The organism is Fictibacillus nanhaiensis (assembly GCF_049537595.1).
Classification (GTDB): domain Bacteria; phylum Bacillota; class Bacilli; order Bacillales; family Fictibacillaceae; genus Fictibacillus; species Fictibacillus nanhaiensis_F.
Window position 1 is genome coordinate 1,852,495 of the sequence record NZ_JBMULM010000001.1, and the last position, 18,159, is coordinate 1,870,653.

Genomic DNA, 18,159 nt, shown 5'->3' on the forward strand with positions numbered 1-18,159 from the left:
TCGAATTCAAAAGTAAAATGATTGAAGGCAGAGAGCACTTTCCTGACCGGTCTGGACTGTCCCACTCGAGGGTAAGTTGAAGTTGAACCGGTTTTGGAGAACTAATTGTAGTCGAATATGAAAATAGGAAGAGACTTAAAAAACTGGGTCAGAAATATCATAATTGAATAGAATTAAGGCTTTGATTCAATGTTTCTTGATTGAATCAAAGCCTTATTGTTTATAAAAAGATGATGCGGCTGCTATTCGATCTAGTTTAAGTGAAAGTTTTTGTTTGTAGAAATCGCAACGTTAAATAATTTCACGGTAATCCATTTTATTTTCACGGTAAATCAAAATATATTCACATATAGAGTCAATAATTTCACGGATAAATTTTTTTAAACAATCTTCGACAAAACGAGGTAACACCAATACGCAAACCTATAAAAAATAAGCCGATGAATTCGCAAAAAAAAAGGCTTCGCATATAAATCAAATGCGAAGCCCTTTTTACTGACTAAAAGAAAATCGAGTCTACTTTTTATAGGCTATTCAATCTGAATGAGAGTGCTTCTCTTTCAGATTGATTTAAAGGCAATAACGGCAATCTAACACCGCCAACATCAAGCCCTCTTACTTGAAGCGCAGTTTTTACTGGAGCAGGGCTCGGTGCTTTAAAGAGCTCTTGCATAATCGGAAGCAACTTTCGATGAATACGCGCTGCTTCTTTATTTTCACCGTCTCTAAACGCCTTGATCATCGTCTGCATCTCGTTACCGATCACATGTGAAGCCACCGAAACGATTCCCGCACTTCCTATCGCTAAAGAAGGAAGGGTCAAACCATCATCACCGCAGTAAACAACAAAATCGTCAGGCGCATTTTCAATCACTTCACTCATCGCATCTAAATTTCCGCCTGCATCTTTTAAGGCAACAATGTTCGGCACTTCAGCTAGTCGAAGAACCGTATCAACAGAAAATGTGATCACTGATCTTCCCGGGATGTTATACGCCATGATCGGAAGGCTTACCGCACTTGCAATCGCCTTATAATGAGCGATAATTCCTTCCTGACTCGGTTTATTATAATACGGTGCTACGATCATAATCGCATCCACACCGATTTCTTCAGCCTTTTTTGAAAGATCGATGGATGCTTTCGTATTATTACTTCCCGTCCCTGCGATTACAGGAACTCTTCCATCGACCACTTTTACAACGTGTTTAAAAAGTGCTATCTTTTCTTCTGTCGTTAATGTCGCTGATTCTCCAGTAGTCCCTGCTACTACAAGACTATCTGTTCCATTGTTGATCAGATGGTTAACCAGTTTTGTCGTTCTGCCAAAATCGATGTTCCCTTTGCTGTCAAAAGGCGTTACCATCGCGGTACTAATACTTCCGAAATTCATTTCCTTCACTCCTCAATACTCATTAAACTGCTGCTGTACAATTTCTTGTAAGTTTGCAGATATTCCTTCCTCATTCAAACGAAAAGCGGAATGAAGAGCATTTACTGATTCAATAAGGTCAGTTTTCTTTACGAGCACCCAAATCGTAGTATGTGAATCAGCAGATTGTAAGATTTGTATGTTTCTGCTAGACAGTGATTCTACGATAGCCGCTGTAACACCTGGAGTGCCTGCGATACCAGCTCCAACTGCCGATACTTTTGCACAATCTCTGTTCACTTCAGGTTCGTATCCTAGAGCCTTTAATTTTGCTAATGCCAAATCTGTCTTGTCTTCCATGATCGTATATACGACACCTTTAGGGCTTATGTTAATAAAGTCTACTGAAATTTGTTCTTGTGCCATGGCTTTGAACACTTTTGTGTGAAGATCATACTGACCATCGTTCGCATACACTTTAATTTGGGTAATGTTTGAGACATGTGCAATACCCGTAATGATTGATTCTTGAACATCTTTACCTAGAGGGCCTTTTACAGCTGATGTAACAAGCGTCCCCGGTAGATCTGAATACGTCGATCGAATTCGTAATGGTATCTTAGCCTGCATGGCGATCTCTACAGCACGTGGATGAATTACCTTTGCTCCTTGATAAGCCATGTTGCAGATTTCTGCATAGGTTACGACAGATAATGGTCTTGCATCTTTAACAAGTCTAGGATCTGCAGTCATAACCCCTTCAACATCTGTAAAAATATCGATAAACTCAGCTTCTAAAGCAGCACCTAATGCGGAGGCACTCGTGTCGCTTCCACCTCTACCAAGTGTTGCGATATCCCCAGATTTTGATTGTCCTTGAAAACCTGCAACAACAACTACTTGATGGTTTTCAAGTTCTGACTTTATCCGATCTACTTTCATATCTATAATTCTTGCATTAGAAAAGTCATCATTTGTTCTGAACCCTGCTTGTGGACCTGTTAACGCTACAGAGGAAAGACCTGTCGTATTTAACAATCCAGAAAATACAACTGATGAAATAATTTCTCCGCAAGACAACAAAAGATCTTGTTCTCGATTAGAAATCTTGTTCTTATCTCCTACAAGGCTTAAAAGCGTGTCTGTCGCATAAGGATCACCGAAACGTCCCATCGCTGAAACGACGCATACTACTTTATAGCCTTCTTCTACCGCATTTTTAATATGACGAATTGCCTCAATGCGTCCTGTATCATCTTTTAAAGAAGTTCCCCCAAATTTTTGAACGATTATCTTCATGAATGCACCTTCTTTATATAGTTAAAGCAGATTTAATTTAATCAAGCTCTCTGCGATTTGTACGGAGTTATATGCAGCACCTTTAAGTAAGTTATCTGACACGACCCACATGTGATAGGCGTTATCACGGTCTAAGTCTTTACGTATTCTACCAACAAAAACGTCAGGCAGACCTGCTGCTAGAGCTGGCATAGGATAGATCTGATCTTCAGGCTGATCCTGAAGGGTGATACCAGGAGCTGTTTTAAGTAGTTCTCTTATTTCTTGAACGGATGGGTTGCCATTCTCAAACTCTGCATATAAAGACTCTGAGTGTCCTGTATCTACCGGTAATCGTACACAAGTTGCTGCGATCTCTAGATTTTCCAAATGCATGATCTTCTTCGTTTCGTTCATCATCTTAAGCTCTTCAAACGTATAGCCGTTCTCTTCAAATTTATCAATCTGTGGAACCGCGTTAAAGGCGATCTGATAGTGCTTTTTGTCTGAAGCGCAAGGCATGATAGAAGCCTCAAAAGATTCATCGTTCAAAATCGCTCTTGATTGTTCTTTTAGCTCTTCAACAGCTTTAGCTCCAGCTCCTGAAACTGCTTGGTAAGTAGAAACGATTACTTTTTTAAGACCGAATTTTTCATGAAGGGGCTGAAGGGCAACGACCATTTGAATCGTTGAGCAGTTCGGATTCGCAATGATTCCGTTATGTTTTAATAAGTCTCCCTCATTTACCTCAGGTACAACGAGTGGTACGTTCGGATCCATTCTGAACGCACTCGTGTTATCTACAACGATTGCTCCTCTTTTCACTGCCTCATGTGCAAGTGCTTTTGAAACAGAACCACCAGCAGAGAACAATGCTAGATCAACACCTTCAAAAGCCTCAGGCGAAGCTTCTTGAATCGTATGAGATTCTCCATTAAACGTGATGACCTGTCCTGCAGATCTTTTACTCGCAAGAAGAGATAACTTTTTTATTGGAAAGTTTTTTTCACTTAACGTGTTTAACATCTGCTGGCCAACTGCGCCAGTCGCTCCTACTACAGCTACATGAAATGATTTTTGGCTCATACTTTATTAACTCCTTTATTGTTTAAGGTAAGCAATCTACAACAGAAGGAGAAACTCAAGAATTTAGTTTCTCCTAGTTAATCCATATAATTTATCATATTTTATCATAAACTTTGGTGTTATGAACGGATTTTCTTCTGTTGTTTCATGGATTATCCTAAATCTCTTACCCTAAGAACAGGCTGGAGCTGTTTCCCTTCAATGGCTAGCTCAATCGTTTCAATGAGAGTGTCCATATGAGCGACTAATGAATTTTGCTTTTTGACTGGATCGTCTTGACTGAACGGAATGAAATAGATATTCTTCGTTGCCATCAACCTCATAATATTTACACCGTTCAATCCTAGACCGTCATTTGTAGATATTCCGAGAACGACCGGTTTTTGATTTCGAAGTGTTGCTTTTGCCCCCATCAATACAGGAGAATCTGTCATAGCATTAGCAAACTTGCTTATCGAATTTCCAGTCAACGGAGCAATGACCATACAATCTAATGGTGTTTTTGGTCCAAAGGGTTCAGCTTTCACAATAGAATCTACTGGTTCGTTTCCAGTAATCTGTTTAATCTTTTCCACCCATTCCCCTTCTTCTCCAAAACGTGTAGACGTATGTCCTACGGTATGTGTGAAGAATGGCGAAACATTCGCACCGAGGTCTACAAGCTTTTGAATCTGTGGAAACACAGCATCGTACGTGCAGTGAGATCCTGTTAAGCCAAATCCGATATGCTTACCTTTAAAATCCATGATAATTACCCCTTCCGCTTAAATTCATTGATTAAGAGCTGCGAAAGTACATTTGCAACAATCTTACCCGCTGTCTTAGGAGCGACAATTCCTGGCAATCCTGGTGCAAGAAGTGCTTTGATCCCACGTTTTTCTGCATACCTAAAATCAGTGCCTCCTGGTTTTGAAGCCAGATCAACCACTAATGTATGTGAAGGAAACTTTGAGATAACATCAGCATTAACGATCTGTGTGGGAATGGTATTGATGCAAACATCTGTTTCATAGACTTCATTCTTTAAATCATCTAAATGAAATGGAATCATCCCCATCTCAGATATCCTTGCCATATGTTCAGATTTTCTCGCTCCCACTTTTACCCGCGCTCCTAATGCTTGGAATGTTCTTGCAACACTCATTCCTACACGTCCAAATCCTAGAACAACCGTATTTGATTGATGGATGGTGATATCTGTATGCTGGATGACCATCATGATCGTTCCTTCAACTGTAGGGATGCTGTTATAGATCGCAACATCATCTCTTTCAAACAATTTGGTTAGCTTTCTATTGCTGTTCTTTGTGATAGCATCTAAATAAGAATTGCTGATACCCGAAAATACTTGGCAATGGTCTTTCGTTTGGTTAAGGTGGTCTTCTGTAAGAATCATCTTTTTATTAGAGAAGATCGTATCGATCTCCCCCTGCAGCCCTGTTCCGCTTACAGGCAGAATGATGCTGTCTAACTTTGAGAAATCCACTTCATCTATATCCATTTTTGAAGCTCCCGTAAATCCATGATCAAGTTGGTCATAACCGATTAGTGTAAGTATCGCATCCAGTTCTGTTAGTTTACGAATAACTTCTAACTGTCTCGCATCGCCGCCAAAAACTGCGATATGCAAATCCGTTAACATTCTTTCTCCCCTTTCTCCGTTGTTTCCTTTTCTTGCAGGGGATAACTATCCACGTTCACCATCATATGAACACCCCGCCTATCTGGTTACAGAAAGACATTCTGCACAACGGTAAAACTCATATTTAATAGTCATTTCTATTTCGTTAATTAACACGATCATAAGCTTTCAATCAAAACCATTATATTCATCAACAACTCCTATGTTTGGGGCATTCAGAAAACGGTAAGCCCATTTTTAAAGAAGATATCTGAAAACGCAAAAAAACCCGGATGAATTCCGGGTTTCGTTGTAATGAGTAGATATGCTATTGAAGTCCTTTCGGAAGTTCACCTTGCGGACTCACTAGGGAAGCTGAACATCCTTCACTGAAGATAGACTGAACCAACGTGTTCACATCGTCTTTTGACACGTTATCGATCGACTCGACCATATCATCAAGGGTACGGTGGTAACCTAAGATGAGCTCATGTTTTCCATTTCGGCTCATTCTGCTGTTCGTGCTTTCAAGACTCAGCATCAAGTTTCCTTTTATCTGTTCTTTAGAGTTCTTCAATTCTTTGTCAGTAATTCCGTTCACTTTTAAATCATCTACGATATTTAAAATCGTATTATACAATTCATCTAATTGATGTGGAGCCGTTCCTCCATAAATCGTAAAGATACCATTATCCTGAAACGCTGAGTGGTATGAGAAAACAGAATACGCTAAACCTTTTTGCTCTCTTACTTCTTGAAACAAACGGCTAGACATGCTTGATCCAAAGATATTATTTAGAATGATCAAACTGTAGCTGCGTTTGTCTTTTAGAGAGAGTCCAGGGAACCCGAGACAAAGATGTGCTTGTTCTGTTTCTTTTTTACGAGATAGCTTCTCAGGATAAAAAACGGGAGATTGAATTTCTGGTTTGATGATACCACTTGTTTTATAATCACCGAACCATTTCTCAATTTCTTTAATGAACGATTCATCGACGTTTCCTGCCACAGAAATGACTACTTCTTCCGGAACATAATGAGTATCCATATAATCTCGAAGTGTATTACCGGTAAATGTGTTCAAAGTTTCTTCTGTACCTAAGATAGGAAAACCGAGTTCATGATTTTGAAAACTAGCACGGCTTAACATATCATGAACAATATCATCAGGCGTATCTTCATACATTTTAATCTCTTCTAGCACAACATTCTTTTCTTTTAATAACTCTCCTTCATCAAAGGTAGAATTGAAAAACATGTCCGCTAATACTTCAAGGGCATATGGTGAATGCGTATCTAAAACTTTTGCATAATAACATGTGTATTCTTTTGAAGTGAAAGCATTCACTTGTCCACCGATGCTATCAAAAGATTCGGCAATTTCTCGTGCAGTTCTCGTCTTAGTTCCTTTAAAGAACATGTGCTCCAGAAAATGCGAAATTCCGTTGTTTTTTGTGTTTTCAAATCTTGAGCCTGTGCCGATCCAAACACCGATCGCAACAGAGCGTACTGTTGGAATGTTTTCCAAAACGATTCGCACGCCGTTTGAGCAAGTATATCTTTTAATCAAACTTGTTTCCCCCTAGCTGTCAGTTGTTCCACAATAATCATAGGAACAATATACCATTATCATAACGCGTACACAACTTTACTTGATGGTTTTAGGTACTAATCTCTTTTCATCCATTAAGTCAGATACCGTTCCGATGCTGTAACCTTTTTCTTTTATTCCTTTAATGAGTTTATCAAGACCGGCGGAAGATGATTCTGTTGGGTGCATTAAGATCATCGCACCAGGATGTACTTTACTAAGAACCCTTGTTACCATCTCATCAGGATTTGGTTTTCTCCAATCAATCGTATCAACGGTCCAAAGAATCGTTTTCATATCCATCTCTGAAGCGATTTGTACAACGTCGTTTCGAAAGCTGCCGCTTGGGGGAGCAAACCATTTTGGCTGTATGTCGAGCGTTGCATGTATCACCTCGTTCGTTTGTTTAAGTTCCTCGGTTATTCGTGAATTGGTCATCTTTTTTAAATCCGGATGGGAGTATGCGTGATTACCGATCTCATGTTTTTCTTCTGCAATCATTTTAGCGAGTGACGGGTTCTTCTTCACCCATGACCCATCTAAAAAATATGTGGATTTCACATTATTTTTCTTCATCGTTTGGAGCATGTCAGGAAGGTACTCATTTCCCCATGCTACGTTCACTAAAAGTGTAACCATAGGTTTTTCAGGATTACCTCTATAGATAGGTGATGCAGGAAGGTCTGCGAGATGAACACTTGGATTTATCTGCTTTATAACAAGTTTATTATGATCAAATTTATTCGCTTTCTTCATCGCTTTAAAGGATGCTTCCATGTCAACAACAATGCCATTATAACCGGGAGTGGCTTTCCAGACTGGATCAATCTCTGCATTTTTAGGAGGACGATTTAACTCCTTCGCTTTTTCCTTGATCTGCTGATAGATTGAATTTGATTCCATTTGCGAAACGGCTGTACTCTGAGCCTTTAAACTCTCAATATAGGTGCTTGTAAATGGATTATGCAACGAAAACGCTATCGAAGTGATAACCAGAACGACTAATGACCATTGTAGAATTTTATTTTTCACGTGAACTCCCTCCCTGTAACCAAAGTATGTACGATTTGGACAGGTTAGAACGTTTATAAATATCGCCTGAGCAAGTTCATTATTATCGTGTTGACGATGTAGCAGCCAATCCACAAGAAAAGAGAATAAAACAACACAAAAAAAAGACTGACCCATACGATACAATGTATCTATATTTGGTACAGTCTTTTGTTATTTATTTTATACGTTTTGCTGCTGCTCGTTCTTTGCTTTTTCTTCTTTCAGTACAACTTTACGCGATAAGTTTACGCGACCTTGATTATCGATCTCCATAACTTTAACCATGATCTCGTCACCAAGTTTCACAACATCTTCAACTTTTCCTACACGTTCTTCAGCAAGTTCAGAGATGTGAACGAGTCCATCCTTACCGCTGAATAGTTCAACAAACGCACCAAACTTTTCGATACGTTTTACTTTGCCCATGTAGTACTCTCCTACTTGAACTTCACGAACAATATCTTCAATGATTTTCTTCGCCTTTTTGTTCATAGACTCGTCAGTTGAAGCGATGAAGACTGTACCGTCTTGCTCGATATCAATCTTAACGCCAGTTTCTTCAATGATCTTATTGATGATCTTCCCGCTTGGCCCGATAACATCACGGATCTTATCTGGGTTGATCTTCATTGTAAGAATCTTAGGCGCATATTGAGAAAGTTGTGTACGAGATTCTGAAAGTGTTGCAAGCATAGACTTCAGAATGATCATACGTCCTTCTTTTGCTTGTGTTAGAGCTTCTTGAAGGATTTCACGGTTAATTCCTGAGATTTTAATGTCCATTTGAAGAGCAGTGATCCCGTTTGGTGTACCTGCTACTTTAAAGTCCATATCGCCAAGATGATCTTCCATTCCTTGAATATCTGTTAGAACTGTAACATCTTCACCGTCAGAGATCAGACCCATAGCAATACCAGCAACTGGTGCTTTAATCGGAACACCAGCATCCATCAATGCAAGCGTACTTGCACAAATACTTGCTTGTGATGTAGAACCGTTGGATTCTAATACTTCAGAAACGAGACGAATTGTGTAAGGGAATTCTTCTTCATTCGGGATTACTTGTTCTAACGCACGTTCGCCTAATGCACCATGTCCGATTTCACGTCTACCTGGTCCACGCATAAATCCAGTTTCACCTACACTGAATGGAGGGAAATTATATTGGTGCATGAAACGTTTTGACTCTTCTACACCAAGACCATCAAGAACTTGAACATCGCCAAGAGCTCCCAACGTACAGATACTTAGCGCTTGTGTTTGTCCACGTGTAAATAGACCAGAACCATGTGTTCTTGCTAAAATGCCTACTTTTGAAGAAAGTTGACGGATTTCATCTGTTTTTCTTCCGTCCGGACGAACTTTCTCCTTAAGGATCAAGCGTCTCACTTCTTCTTTGATGAGTTTATGTAAAACCTCTTTTGCTTCGCTGGCTTTATCTTCATCTTCTTCATAACGAGAAGCGACGTTTGCACTTACAGCGTCTAAAGCTTCTTGACGTGCATGCTTTTCAACAACTTTAACTGCTTCTTTAACATCGTTTCCAACAAATTCACGAACTTCTTGTTCAACATCTTTATCTAGCTCATGAAGAACGATTTCCATCTTCTCTTTACCGACTTCAGAAACAATCTCTTCTTGGAAAGCGATTAAACGCTTGATCTCTTCATGACCGAACATGATCGCTTCAAGCATCACTTCTTCAGAAACTTCTTCTGCACCAGCTTCAACCATGTTGATGGCATGTTTTGTACCCGCAACAATCAGTTGAATATCACTTTTTTCATTTTGCTCAACCGTTGGATTGATCACAAACTCGCCTTCGATTCGACCAACAGTTACTCCAGCAATCGGTCCTTCAAAAGGAATATCAGAAATAGACAACGCAAGTGATGATCCGATCATCGCAGCCATTTCTGAAGAACAGTTTTGATCCACACTCATTACTGTGCTGACAACCTGTACTTCGTTTCGGAAACCATCTGCGAATAGAGGACGAATAGGACGGTCGATCAAACGACTCGCTAATACAGCTTTTTCGCTCGGACGGCCTTCACGTTTAATAAATCCACCTGGAATTTTACCAACTGCATATAAACGCTCTTCGTAGTTTACTGTCAGCGGAAAGAAACTAAGGTTTTTAGGCTGTTTTGATGCAACAGCTGTTGAAAGTACTGCAGTATCGCCATATCTGACCATTACAGCACCGTTCGCTTGTTTTGCTAGTTCTCCAATTTCGAACGTAAGCGTTCTACCCGCCCAGTCCATTGTAAAAGTTCTTTTTTGTTGATCCATTTTACTTGGTACTCCTCTCAACACTTAGAAAAATCCTATCATATTATGGTTCTATTATATCCTAACGTAGTCCTTCCTAAAAAGAAAAACTCGAAAGAATTTACTCATACCAAGAATAACATGTTTAGTGCCGTTTATGGATGAATGCTTGCAATAAAAAAAGCGGGAAATATATCCCGCTTTGCTGGATTAACGACGTAATCCAAGTCTTCCGATCAATTCGCGGTAACGCGTGATGTCCTTGTTACGTAGGTACGTTAACAAGTTACGGCGCTTACCAACCATTTTCAATAGACCACGACGTGAGTGGTGATCTTTCTTGTGTGTACGCAAGTGATCATTCAACTCATTGATTTGTTCAGTAAGGATAGCGATTTGAACTTCTGGAGATCCAGTGTCCGTATCATGTACCTTATACTCGCTGATTAGTTCGTTCTTACGCTCTTGAGTAATAGCCATCCTTTTCACCTCCTTAATAATAGAAACACCAATTACCGAGCAAACGTCGGTGACTCGATTTGCCAAGCAATGGTTATATGCACATTAAAATGTACAGTTATTATCATAGACTTTTTATAGAATAATTGCAAGTTTTTTATTATAGTGATTGTGTGATCTCATATGTTTTGCTTTTATCGGCATGAAGCTGTGCGATGAGCTCGTCTATTCCACTAAATTTCTTCTCATCACGAATTCTTTTCAACCAAGTGATTCGAACCTCTTCACCATATATTTCGTGGTTGAAGTCAAAGATATGAACTTCGAGTGAAGGTTTTTTTTGATCATCCTTAAATGTAGGTTTATAGCCTACATTCGCCATCGCTAAATAGCTTTTTTCATCGACAGAAACCTCAACTGCGTATACACCGACTTTTGGCAGTGAATATTGGTCGGTGTCAAGGTTCGCAGTCGGGAACCCAATCGTACGGCCACGCTTATCCCCATGAATCACCGTGCCGTTGAGCTTATATCTTCTGCCCAAGTAAGGCTCAATCTCATCGACAAGACCTTCTTTAAGGCAGTTTCTAATCAGTGTGGAACTTATTTTGTGACCATCTTTTTCAATCTTTTCAATAACCGTTTGTCCAAATTGTCCGTTAGATTCTTTTACTAATGTTTCAACGCTTCCTTTTCCATACTTCCCATATGAAAAGTCAAATCCGGTAACTACATGGACTACATTCAAACCGATCACATACTGATCAACAAACTCCTGAGTATCTAGATTTGCAAAAACTTGATCGAATTTCACAAGATAAAATCTCTCTACGCCCATCTCCTCTAGAATCTTCTTCTTTTCTTCTAAAGGTGTGATATATGTCCAATTTTGATCACTCTTACCTAATACAACAGACGGATGCGGGTGGAAGCTCATAACAGCAGAAACAGCGTCGTTCTTCTTAGCAAGCTCTACTGCTGTGTTGATCACACGTTGGTGTCCTACATGAATCCCGTCAAAATAACCTAGAGCCAAAAAAGTTGGTGGAAGGTTATCTTGTTGAAAATGATGCGGATGACTTATAACAATCGTTTCCAAAAACTCACCTACTAACTTCTTTCGTTAATCAATGGCTAACACTTTAACCGGTTTTATTAAACCTGGTTTTGAAGGATGGTTCTCATAAATGGCTAGACATTTTCCTTCTTCATTATAAACACCAAACGGGCTTTCTACCAAATCTTTTGGTGCTTCAAGCACAGAACCATTTTTTATTTTGAACAACAGCTCTTCTGAAACTGTCCATTTCGGAAAGTGAGAGATTCCTTTTTCAAGAGGAAACAGATAATCTTCTAAAGGCGTCACACTGCTTTCAAGCTGCTCAAACGTCACACAGTCTTCGATTGAGAACGGCCCTGATGCTGTTCTGATCAGAGATGACATATGTGCCGGATATCCAAGTCTTTCACCGATCTCAACAGCAAGCGTCCTAACGTATGTACCTTTAGAACATCGTACGCGGAATGAGAATACAGGTTGTTCTTTGCTGAGCATATCTAAGTTGTCGTCATTAATTAGCTGAAGCTCATGGATAGTAACATTACGTTTTGGCCGTTCAACAGTCAACCCTTGCCTCGCATATTCATAAAGTTTTTTTCCGTTAACTTTAACCGCTGAATACATCGGAGGAACCTGTTCGATCTCTCCTTGTAAAGACTGTAAAATTTCTTTTATATCAGAAATTGAGATATCCTTGTCTACATGTTTTTCTTCTACTCTTTCACCGTGAGCATCTTCTGTCTCTGTAGAAAAACCTAAAGTGACCTCACCTATATATTCCTTGCCGTAGTCTGACATGTACTCTGCGATTTTAGTCGCTCTTCCAATACATATAGGAAGGACCCCCGTTACCTCGGGATCTAATGTACCTGTGTGACCGACTTTTTTTGTTGAAAAAATTCTTCTTATCTTTGCCACACAATCATGTGATGTCATACCAGCAGGTTTCTTCAATGCCAAAATTCCTTGTCTTGCACTCATAAAAGCTTCTCCTTTGATCGCATTATCTCTTTTTTACAAGCAAAAAATGGATAGACAAAATTAATTGCCTATCCATTTGCTATTATGGTTTCGGATGCTCTTCGTTTTCTTCGTCTTCTTCATCCTCACGTTTGATATCAGACAAAAGACTTTCGATCTTGCTTCCATAATTTAGAGATTCATCAAATTTAAAAAAGATGTCTGGTGTTTTACGCATGCGGATTCGTTTTCCGATTTCCGTACGAATGAAACCTGTAGCTTTCGCTAGGCTTCGCAATGTTTGTTCCTTTTGATCGGCATCGCCAAACACAGAAACATAAACAGTAGCCTGCTGTAAATCACCTGTTACATCTACCGCCGTAACGGTCACAAAACCTACGCGGGGGTCTTTGATTTTTCGGCCTATAATGTCACTAAGCTCTTTTTTCATCTGTTCCCCAATACGATTGGAACGGATTGTGCCCATTTTTACTACACCCCGTTTCTTGCCACTTGCCTTACAGCCACTCGATGTTTGAACGTGTAACTTCCAACTCAGTAATAGATGTAATAATCGCAAGTGCTCTTTGCAATTCTTTTTCTGCTATTATTTTGTCCGAAGAAACGGTAACCATACTTATCTCGGCGCGCTGCCACAAATCTTGATGATCTGTTTCTGATACAGCCACGTTTAATCGTTGACGAAGCCTGTTTACCGCTTTTTGAACAACTGAACGTTTATCTTTTAACGACTGTGCTTCATAGATGAAAAACTCAACCGTTAAGAACCCGATCATTTTACTTTAATTTCTTCCATGATATATGCTTCAATGATGTCGCCCTCTTTAATATCATTGAACTTTTCTAACGTGATCCCACATTCGTATCCAGCAGATACTTCCTTAGCATCGTCTTTAAAACGTTTTAGTGCATCGATCTTACCTTCGTAAGAAACAACACCGTCACGAATCAAGCGAACTGTAGAATCTCTTGTGATCTTCCCTTCAGTAACGTAACATCCAGCGATCGTACCAACTTTAGATACTTTGAAAGTCGTACGAACTTCAACTTGACCAATAACTTTTTCTTCGAATTCTGGGTCAAGCATCCCTTTCATCGCTGATTCGATCTCTTCAATTACGTTGTAGATAATTCTATGCAGACGAACATCGACTTTTTCAGCGTCAGCTGTACGTTTTGCACCATTATCAGGACGAACGTTGAAACCGATCACGATTGCGTTTGAAGCTGATGCAAGCATGATGTCATACTCATTGATCGCTCCAACACCTGAGTGGATGATTTTAACTTTAACGCCTTCAACGTCAATTTTTTGTAATGATCCTGCAAGCGCCTCAACAGAACCTTGAACATCACCTTTGATGATGACATTAATTTCTTTGATGTCACCTTCTTTAATCTGGTTAAAGAGGTCATCAAGGTTTAGTTTTGAAGATTCTTTACGTTGTGCATCTTGTTGTTTTTTGAAGCGAGACTCACCAACTTGACGGGCTTTTTTCTCGTCAGCGAAGACCATGAACTGATCACCAGCTTGTGGTACATCGTTCAACCCAGTAATTTCAACTGGTGTTGAAGGTCCTACCGTTTTAACTCTGCGGCCAAGGTCGTTCACCATCGCACGAACACGACCGTATGTGTGTCCAACTACGATTGGATCACCAACGTTTAACGTACCTGATTGAACGAGTAGAGTTGCTACAGATCCACGGCCTTTATCAAGCTGTGCTTCAATTACTGTTCCAATTGCCGTACGGTTTGGATTTGCTTTTAGTTCTTCAACTTCTGAAACAAGGTTGATCATTTCAAGCAGGTCGTCAATTCCGTCACCTTTAATCGCTGAAACGTTGACGAAGATCGTATCTCCACCCCAAGCTTCCGAAACAAGTCCGTGCTCAGTTAGTTCTTGCATAACTCGATCTGGGTTAGCAGATTCTTTATCCATCTTGTTCACAGCCACGATGATTGGAACTTCCGCTGCTTTAGCATGGTTGATCGCCTCTACTGTCTGAGGCATTACACCGTCATCAGCAGCTACAACTAGAATCGTGATATCTGTTACTTGAGCTCCACGAGCACGCATCGTTGTAAACGCAGCATGTCCAGGAGTATCTAGGAACGTAATCTGTTTTCCGTTGTTCGTAATTTGATAAGCACCGATATGCTGAGTAATTCCACCAGCTTCGCCTGCAGTTACCTTTGTGTTACGAATCGCATCAAGAAGCGTTGTTTTACCATGGTCAACGTGGCCCATGATCGTAACGACTGGCGGACGAACTTGAAGATCTTTTTCTTCATCTACGATTTCGTAGTTTTCAAATTCAGTCTCATCAACGATGATCTCTTCTTCTACTTCTACATCGTAGTCAGCTGCGATCAATTCGATCGCTTCTTTATCAAGCTCTTGATTGATCGTTGCCATAATTCCAAGACCCATTAACTTTTTAATGATCTCAGACGTATCTTTGTTCAACTTTTTAGCTAGTTCACCAACTTGAAGTGAATCAGTGAAAGTGATCTTACTTGGCGTTTCAAGAACTTTCTTTTGCGGAGCTTGTTGTTGCTGGTTTCCGCCGCCTCTGTTTTGCTTGTTGCGATTGTTGTTGTTCTTGTTGTTGTTGTTTCTGTTGTTGTTTTGGTTTCTGTTGTTAGTATTCTTGTTGTTTGAATGATTGCTATTGCTCTTGTTTTGATTGTTGTTGCTATTTTTATTTTGGGTGTTGTTGCTAGTCTTGTTCTGATTGTTTTGACTGTTAGTATTCGTGGACTTTGGTCCTTTAGCTTGTGACGAGTTATTGTTCTCTTTTTTTATTTTCATATTACTCTCTTTTTGAACTTCCTTTTTATTAGATTTGGTGTCATTACCAGGGTTGCTATTTTTCACATCTGATTTAGGGAGTTGATTTTGATTCGTTGATTTTGGTTGATCTTTGTTGGTCTTTGGACGATAAGCCTCATCCAGCTTTTTAAGAGCTGCCTGATCAATCATAGACATATGATTCGCAACGTGGACATCCATCGTTTTGAGCTTTTCAATAATGTCTTTACTTTGAACATTTTTCTGTTTCGCATATTCGTATACGCGGATTTTACTCATATGTTCACCCCCGAGTTAGTGATCAAGAAGTTCCTTCAGTCTCTTAGAAAATCCTTGATCATTTACAGCAACTACAACTCGTTGCTCCTTACCGATAGCCCTGCCTAAAACATTACGATCTTCTACCCAAGCAAGATCAATTTTGTAAAAGGCACATTTATCGGTAACTTTTTTCTTTGTATTATCTGAAGCATCTTTTGAAAGCAGAACAATTTTCGCGTTTTGCTTTTGGATGCTTTTCACAACTAGTTCTTCACCGGATATGACTTTACCGGCTCGAGCTGCTATTCCAAGAAAGTTTTCCCAAGGAGTTGGTTTCAAGATGTATGACTTCCTTTTTCAAGCTGTTCAAATAGATCAGCTGGAATCTTTGTTTTGAGATGTGACTCAAGAACCTTTTTCTTTTTTGCTTGTTCGATACAAGCAGGTTCATGACAAAGGTAGGCTCCTCTTCCGGATTTTTTCCCCGACATGTCGACAGAGACTTCTCCTTCTGGTGAGCGGACAATACGTGTTAATTCTTTTTTAGCCTTCATTTCTTGACAGGCTACGCATTTTCTCATCGGAATTTTACGTGTTTTCATTGTCTCCACCTCGTCTTTTCTTACTCTTCATCCTCATCAGTATCTTCGAAAAAATCACTGCGAGCGTTTGATGGATCGTACACACCTGATTCTATTGCTTCTGTTTCACTTTTAATATCAATCTTCCAACCTGTTAACTTCGCAGCTAGACGAGCATTTTGGCCTCTTTTACCAATCGCTAATGAAAGTTGATAGTCAGGAACGATAACCGTTGTCATCTTTTCCTCTTCATTCACTTGTACTTCAAGTACTTTTGCTGGGCTGAGTGAATTTGCTACATAGACAACTGGATCTTCACTCCATCGAACGATATCAATCTTCTCACCGTTCAATTCGTTTACGATCGTTTGAACACGCGCACCTTTTTGTCCAACACAAGATCCAACTGGATCTACTTCAGGATCAGCAGCATGAACGGCAATCTTTGAACGGTCACCTGCTTCACGAGCGATCGATTTGATCTCAACCGTTCCATCATAGATTTCTGGCACTTCAAGCTCGAATAAGCGTTTTAGAAGACCTGGGTGAGTTCTTGATACTAAAATTTGAGGACCTTTAGTCGTCTTTTCAACTTTAGTAATGTACACTTTGATGCGGTCGTTCGTGGTATGAGATTCACCAGGCATCTGTTCAGCAGCAGGTAGAAGAGCTTCTACCCTGCCTAGGCTGACATACATATAACGGTGGTCTTGTCGTTGAACGATTCCCGTGATGATATCTTCTTCACGATCAATAAATTCTGAGAAGATGATCCCGCGCTCTGCTTCACGTACGCGTTGTGTCACTACTTGTTTGGCTGTTTGAGCAGCAATACGACCAAAATCTTTTGGTGTAACTTCTTCTTCTACAATATCTTCTAATTCATAGCCAGGGTTGATCGCTTGAGCTTCTGCCACTGAGATCTCTTGACGATCGTCCTCAACTTCTTCAACCACATTTTTTCTTGAAAACACACGGATACTTCCTGTATCTCTGTTAAAATCAACACGAACATTTTGCGCTTGATGAAAATTGCGCTTGTACGCAGAAATAAGGGCAGCTTCAATCGCTTCAATAATGACTTCTTTACTGATCCCTTTTTCCTTTTCTAACAATGTAAGTGCATCCAAAAGCTCGGTACTCATTTTTCTTCTCCCCTCTTCATTAAAAAACAACCGCAAGACGGGCGTTGGCCACTTTAGCATAAGGTAGTTCTACCTTTTTCACTTGCGTTTTCACTCTAATCTCCATGAACAGCGTTTCACCGTCAAAGTCTTTTAAAAGTCCTTCATATACTTTTTCACCGTTTAATGGCTCATAAAGTTTAATGTTTACATTTTTGCCGATAGCATTTTTCACATCTTCAGGTTTCTTTAATGGTCTTTCAACTCCTGGAGAAGATACTTCTAAAAAGTAGGGCTGTTCGATCGGATCAAGTTCATCTAGTTTTTCACTTAATTGTTCACTGACAGTCCCGCATTCCTCGATATCAATTCCACCCGTGGAATCGATATATACACGGAGAAACCAGTTTTTACCCTCTTTAACAAATTCAACGTCAACAAGTTCAAGTCCTAGTTTTTCAACGATTGGGGTTACAAGCTCTGTTGTGAGCTCTGTAATCTTCTGACTCATTGCTGCCCTCCTTCTTACTGAATGACCTCAAAACGTAACGAAAGAGTGGGGAGCCCCACTCTTTCGCCGACAGTTATTCATTCAACAGTATT

At 39.9% G+C, this 18,159-nt stretch carries 18 protein-coding genes; all 18 read right to left on the reverse strand.

Annotation, left to right across the window (positions count from 1 at the left end):
* Nucleotides 1–523: 523 nt before the first annotated feature.
* The 18 genes from dapA to rimP all read right to left on the reverse strand — a co-directional run bounded on the left by dapA (nt 524) and on the right by rimP (nt 18,067).
* The gene (dapA, locus tag ACOZ9X_RS09310; protein WP_423417930.1) at nt 524–1,393 is read right to left on the reverse strand and encodes a 4-hydroxy-tetrahydrodipicolinate synthase; all 870 of its coding nucleotides are present in this window, start codon (nt 1,391–1,393) and stop codon (nt 524–526) included.
* 12 nt (nt 1,394–1,405) lie between these two features.
* Nucleotides 1,406–2,671 (reverse strand): aspartate kinase, encoded by a 1,266-nt coding sequence (gene dapG / locus ACOZ9X_RS09315; RefSeq protein WP_423417931.1) that lies wholly within the window; start codon nt 2,669–2,671, stop codon nt 1,406–1,408.
* A gap of 21 nt (nt 2,672–2,692) precedes the next feature.
* Nucleotides 2,693–3,736 carry an aspartate-semialdehyde dehydrogenase gene (gene asd, locus ACOZ9X_RS09320; protein ID WP_423417932.1) on the reverse strand — a complete coding sequence of 348 codons (1,044 nt, stop codon included), beginning with the start codon at nt 3,734–3,736 and terminating at the stop codon, nt 2,693–2,695.
* 152 nt (nt 3,737–3,888) lie between these two features.
* Nucleotides 3,889–4,482 carry a dipicolinate synthase subunit B gene (gene dpaB / locus ACOZ9X_RS09325; RefSeq protein WP_423417933.1) on the reverse strand — a complete coding sequence of 198 codons (594 nt, stop codon included), beginning with the start codon at nt 4,480–4,482 and terminating at the stop codon, nt 3,889–3,891.
* A gap of 5 nt (nt 4,483–4,487) precedes the next feature.
* Complete coding sequence (gene dpaA / locus ACOZ9X_RS09330; RefSeq protein WP_423417934.1) at nt 4,488–5,378, reverse strand: dipicolinic acid synthetase subunit A; 891 nt, start codon at nt 5,376–5,378, stop codon at nt 4,488–4,490.
* Between the two features lie 307 nt (nt 5,379–5,685).
* Entirely contained in the window at nt 5,686–6,927 is a 1,242-nt protein-coding gene (locus ACOZ9X_RS09335) for a M16 family metallopeptidase (protein WP_423417935.1), read from the reverse strand.
* Nucleotides 6,928–7,005: 78 nt separating this feature from the next.
* Entirely contained in the window at nt 7,006–7,980 is a 975-nt protein-coding gene (locus ACOZ9X_RS09340) for a polysaccharide deacetylase family protein (RefSeq protein WP_423417936.1), read from the reverse strand.
* Nucleotides 7,981–8,181: 201 nt separating this feature from the next.
* Nucleotides 8,182–10,296, reverse strand: coding sequence for a polyribonucleotide nucleotidyltransferase (pnp, locus tag ACOZ9X_RS09345; RefSeq protein WP_423417937.1), 2,115 nt, complete (start codon nt 10,294–10,296; stop codon nt 8,182–8,184).
* A gap of 189 nt (nt 10,297–10,485) precedes the next feature.
* On the reverse strand, nt 10,486–10,755 hold the full coding sequence (rpsO, locus tag ACOZ9X_RS09350; RefSeq protein ID WP_066240919.1) for a 30S ribosomal protein S15: 270 nt from the start codon (nt 10,753–10,755) through the stop codon (nt 10,486–10,488).
* A 139-nt stretch (nt 10,756–10,894) separates the two neighbouring features.
* Complete coding sequence (locus tag ACOZ9X_RS09355) at nt 10,895–11,833, reverse strand: bifunctional riboflavin kinase/FAD synthetase (protein ID WP_144700704.1); 939 nt, start codon at nt 11,831–11,833, stop codon at nt 10,895–10,897.
* A 24-nt stretch (nt 11,834–11,857) separates the two neighbouring features.
* Nucleotides 11,858–12,775 (reverse strand): tRNA pseudouridine(55) synthase TruB, encoded by a 918-nt coding sequence (gene truB / locus ACOZ9X_RS09360; RefSeq protein WP_423417938.1) that lies wholly within the window; start codon nt 12,773–12,775, stop codon nt 11,858–11,860.
* Between the two features lie 82 nt (nt 12,776–12,857).
* A complete protein-coding gene (gene rbfA / locus ACOZ9X_RS09365) occupies nt 12,858–13,241 on the reverse strand; it encodes a 30S ribosome-binding factor RbfA (protein WP_066393771.1) in 384 nt (127 codons plus the stop codon).
* A gap of 31 nt (nt 13,242–13,272) precedes the next feature.
* Nucleotides 13,273–13,551, reverse strand: a complete 279-nt coding sequence (locus tag ACOZ9X_RS09370; protein ID WP_144700710.1) for a DUF503 domain-containing protein — start codon at nt 13,549–13,551, stop codon at nt 13,273–13,275.
* Nucleotides 13,548–15,869 carry a translation initiation factor IF-2 gene (infB, locus tag ACOZ9X_RS09375; protein WP_423417939.1) on the reverse strand — a complete coding sequence of 774 codons (2,322 nt, stop codon included), beginning with the start codon at nt 15,867–15,869 and terminating at the stop codon, nt 13,548–13,550. The genes ACOZ9X_RS09370 and infB overlap by 4 nt, the downstream gene beginning before the upstream one ends.
* Nucleotides 15,870–15,884: 15 nt before the next feature.
* Nucleotides 15,885–16,190 carry a YlxQ family RNA-binding protein gene (locus tag ACOZ9X_RS09380; protein WP_205726132.1) on the reverse strand — a complete coding sequence of 102 codons (306 nt, stop codon included), beginning with the start codon at nt 16,188–16,190 and terminating at the stop codon, nt 15,885–15,887.
* Nucleotides 16,187–16,453, reverse strand: coding sequence for an RNase P modulator RnpM (rnpM, locus tag ACOZ9X_RS09385; protein ID WP_137789632.1), 267 nt, complete (start codon nt 16,451–16,453; stop codon nt 16,187–16,189). Before rnpM ends, ACOZ9X_RS09380 begins: the two co-directional genes overlap by 4 nt.
* Before the next feature lie 20 nt (nt 16,454–16,473).
* The gene (gene nusA, locus ACOZ9X_RS09390) at nt 16,474–17,577 is read right to left on the reverse strand and encodes a transcription termination factor NusA (protein ID WP_066393741.1); all 1,104 of its coding nucleotides are present in this window, start codon (nt 17,575–17,577) and stop codon (nt 16,474–16,476) included.
* A 19-nt stretch (nt 17,578–17,596) separates the two neighbouring features.
* Complete coding sequence (rimP, locus tag ACOZ9X_RS09395) at nt 17,597–18,067, reverse strand: ribosome maturation factor RimP (protein ID WP_137789633.1); 471 nt, start codon at nt 18,065–18,067, stop codon at nt 17,597–17,599.
* Nucleotides 18,068–18,159 lie beyond the last annotated feature (92 nt).

Coding starts and splice junctions, on each gene's coding strand:
- rnpM (WP_137789632.1), bottom strand. CDS start 16,453: ATGAAAACACGTAAAATTCCGATGAGAAAATGCGTAGCCTGTCAAGAA.
- ACOZ9X_RS09370 (WP_144700710.1), bottom strand. CDS start 13,551: ATGATCGGGTTCTTAACGGTTGAGTTTTTCATCTATGAAGCACAGTCG.
- truB (WP_423417938.1), bottom strand. CDS start 12,775: ATGAGTGCAAGACAAGGAATTTTGGCATTGAAGAAACCTGCTGGTATG.
- dpaB (WP_423417933.1), bottom strand. CDS start 4,482: ATGGATTTTAAAGGTAAGCATATCGGATTTGGCTTAACAGGATCTCAC.
- dapG (WP_423417931.1), bottom strand. CDS start 2,671: ATGAAGATAATCGTTCAAAAATTTGGGGGAACTTCTTTAAAAGATGAT.
- dapA (WP_423417930.1), bottom strand. CDS start 1,393: ATGAATTTCGGAAGTATTAGTACCGCGATGGTAACGCCTTTTGACAGC.
- nusA (WP_066393741.1), bottom strand. CDS start 17,577: ATGAGTACCGAGCTTTTGGATGCACTTACATTGTTAGAAAAGGAAAAA.
- asd (WP_423417932.1), bottom strand. CDS start 3,736: ATGAGCCAAAAATCATTTCATGTAGCTGTAGTAGGAGCGACTGGCGCA.
- rimP (WP_137789633.1), bottom strand. CDS start 18,067: ATGAGTCAGAAGATTACAGAGCTCACAACAGAGCTTGTAACCCCAATC.
- dpaA (WP_423417934.1), bottom strand. CDS start 5,378: ATGTTAACGGATTTGCATATCGCAGTTTTTGGCGGCGATGCGAGACAG.
- infB (WP_423417939.1), bottom strand. CDS start 15,869: ATGAGTAAAATCCGCGTATACGAATATGCGAAACAGAAAAATGTTCAA.
- rpsO (WP_066240919.1), bottom strand. CDS start 10,755: ATGGCTATTACTCAAGAGCGTAAGAACGAACTAATCAGCGAGTATAAG.
- pnp (WP_423417937.1), bottom strand. CDS start 10,296: ATGGATCAACAAAAAAGAACTTTTACAATGGACTGGGCGGGTAGAACG.
- rbfA (WP_066393771.1), bottom strand. CDS start 13,241: ATGGGCACAATCCGTTCCAATCGTATTGGGGAACAGATGAAAAAAGAG.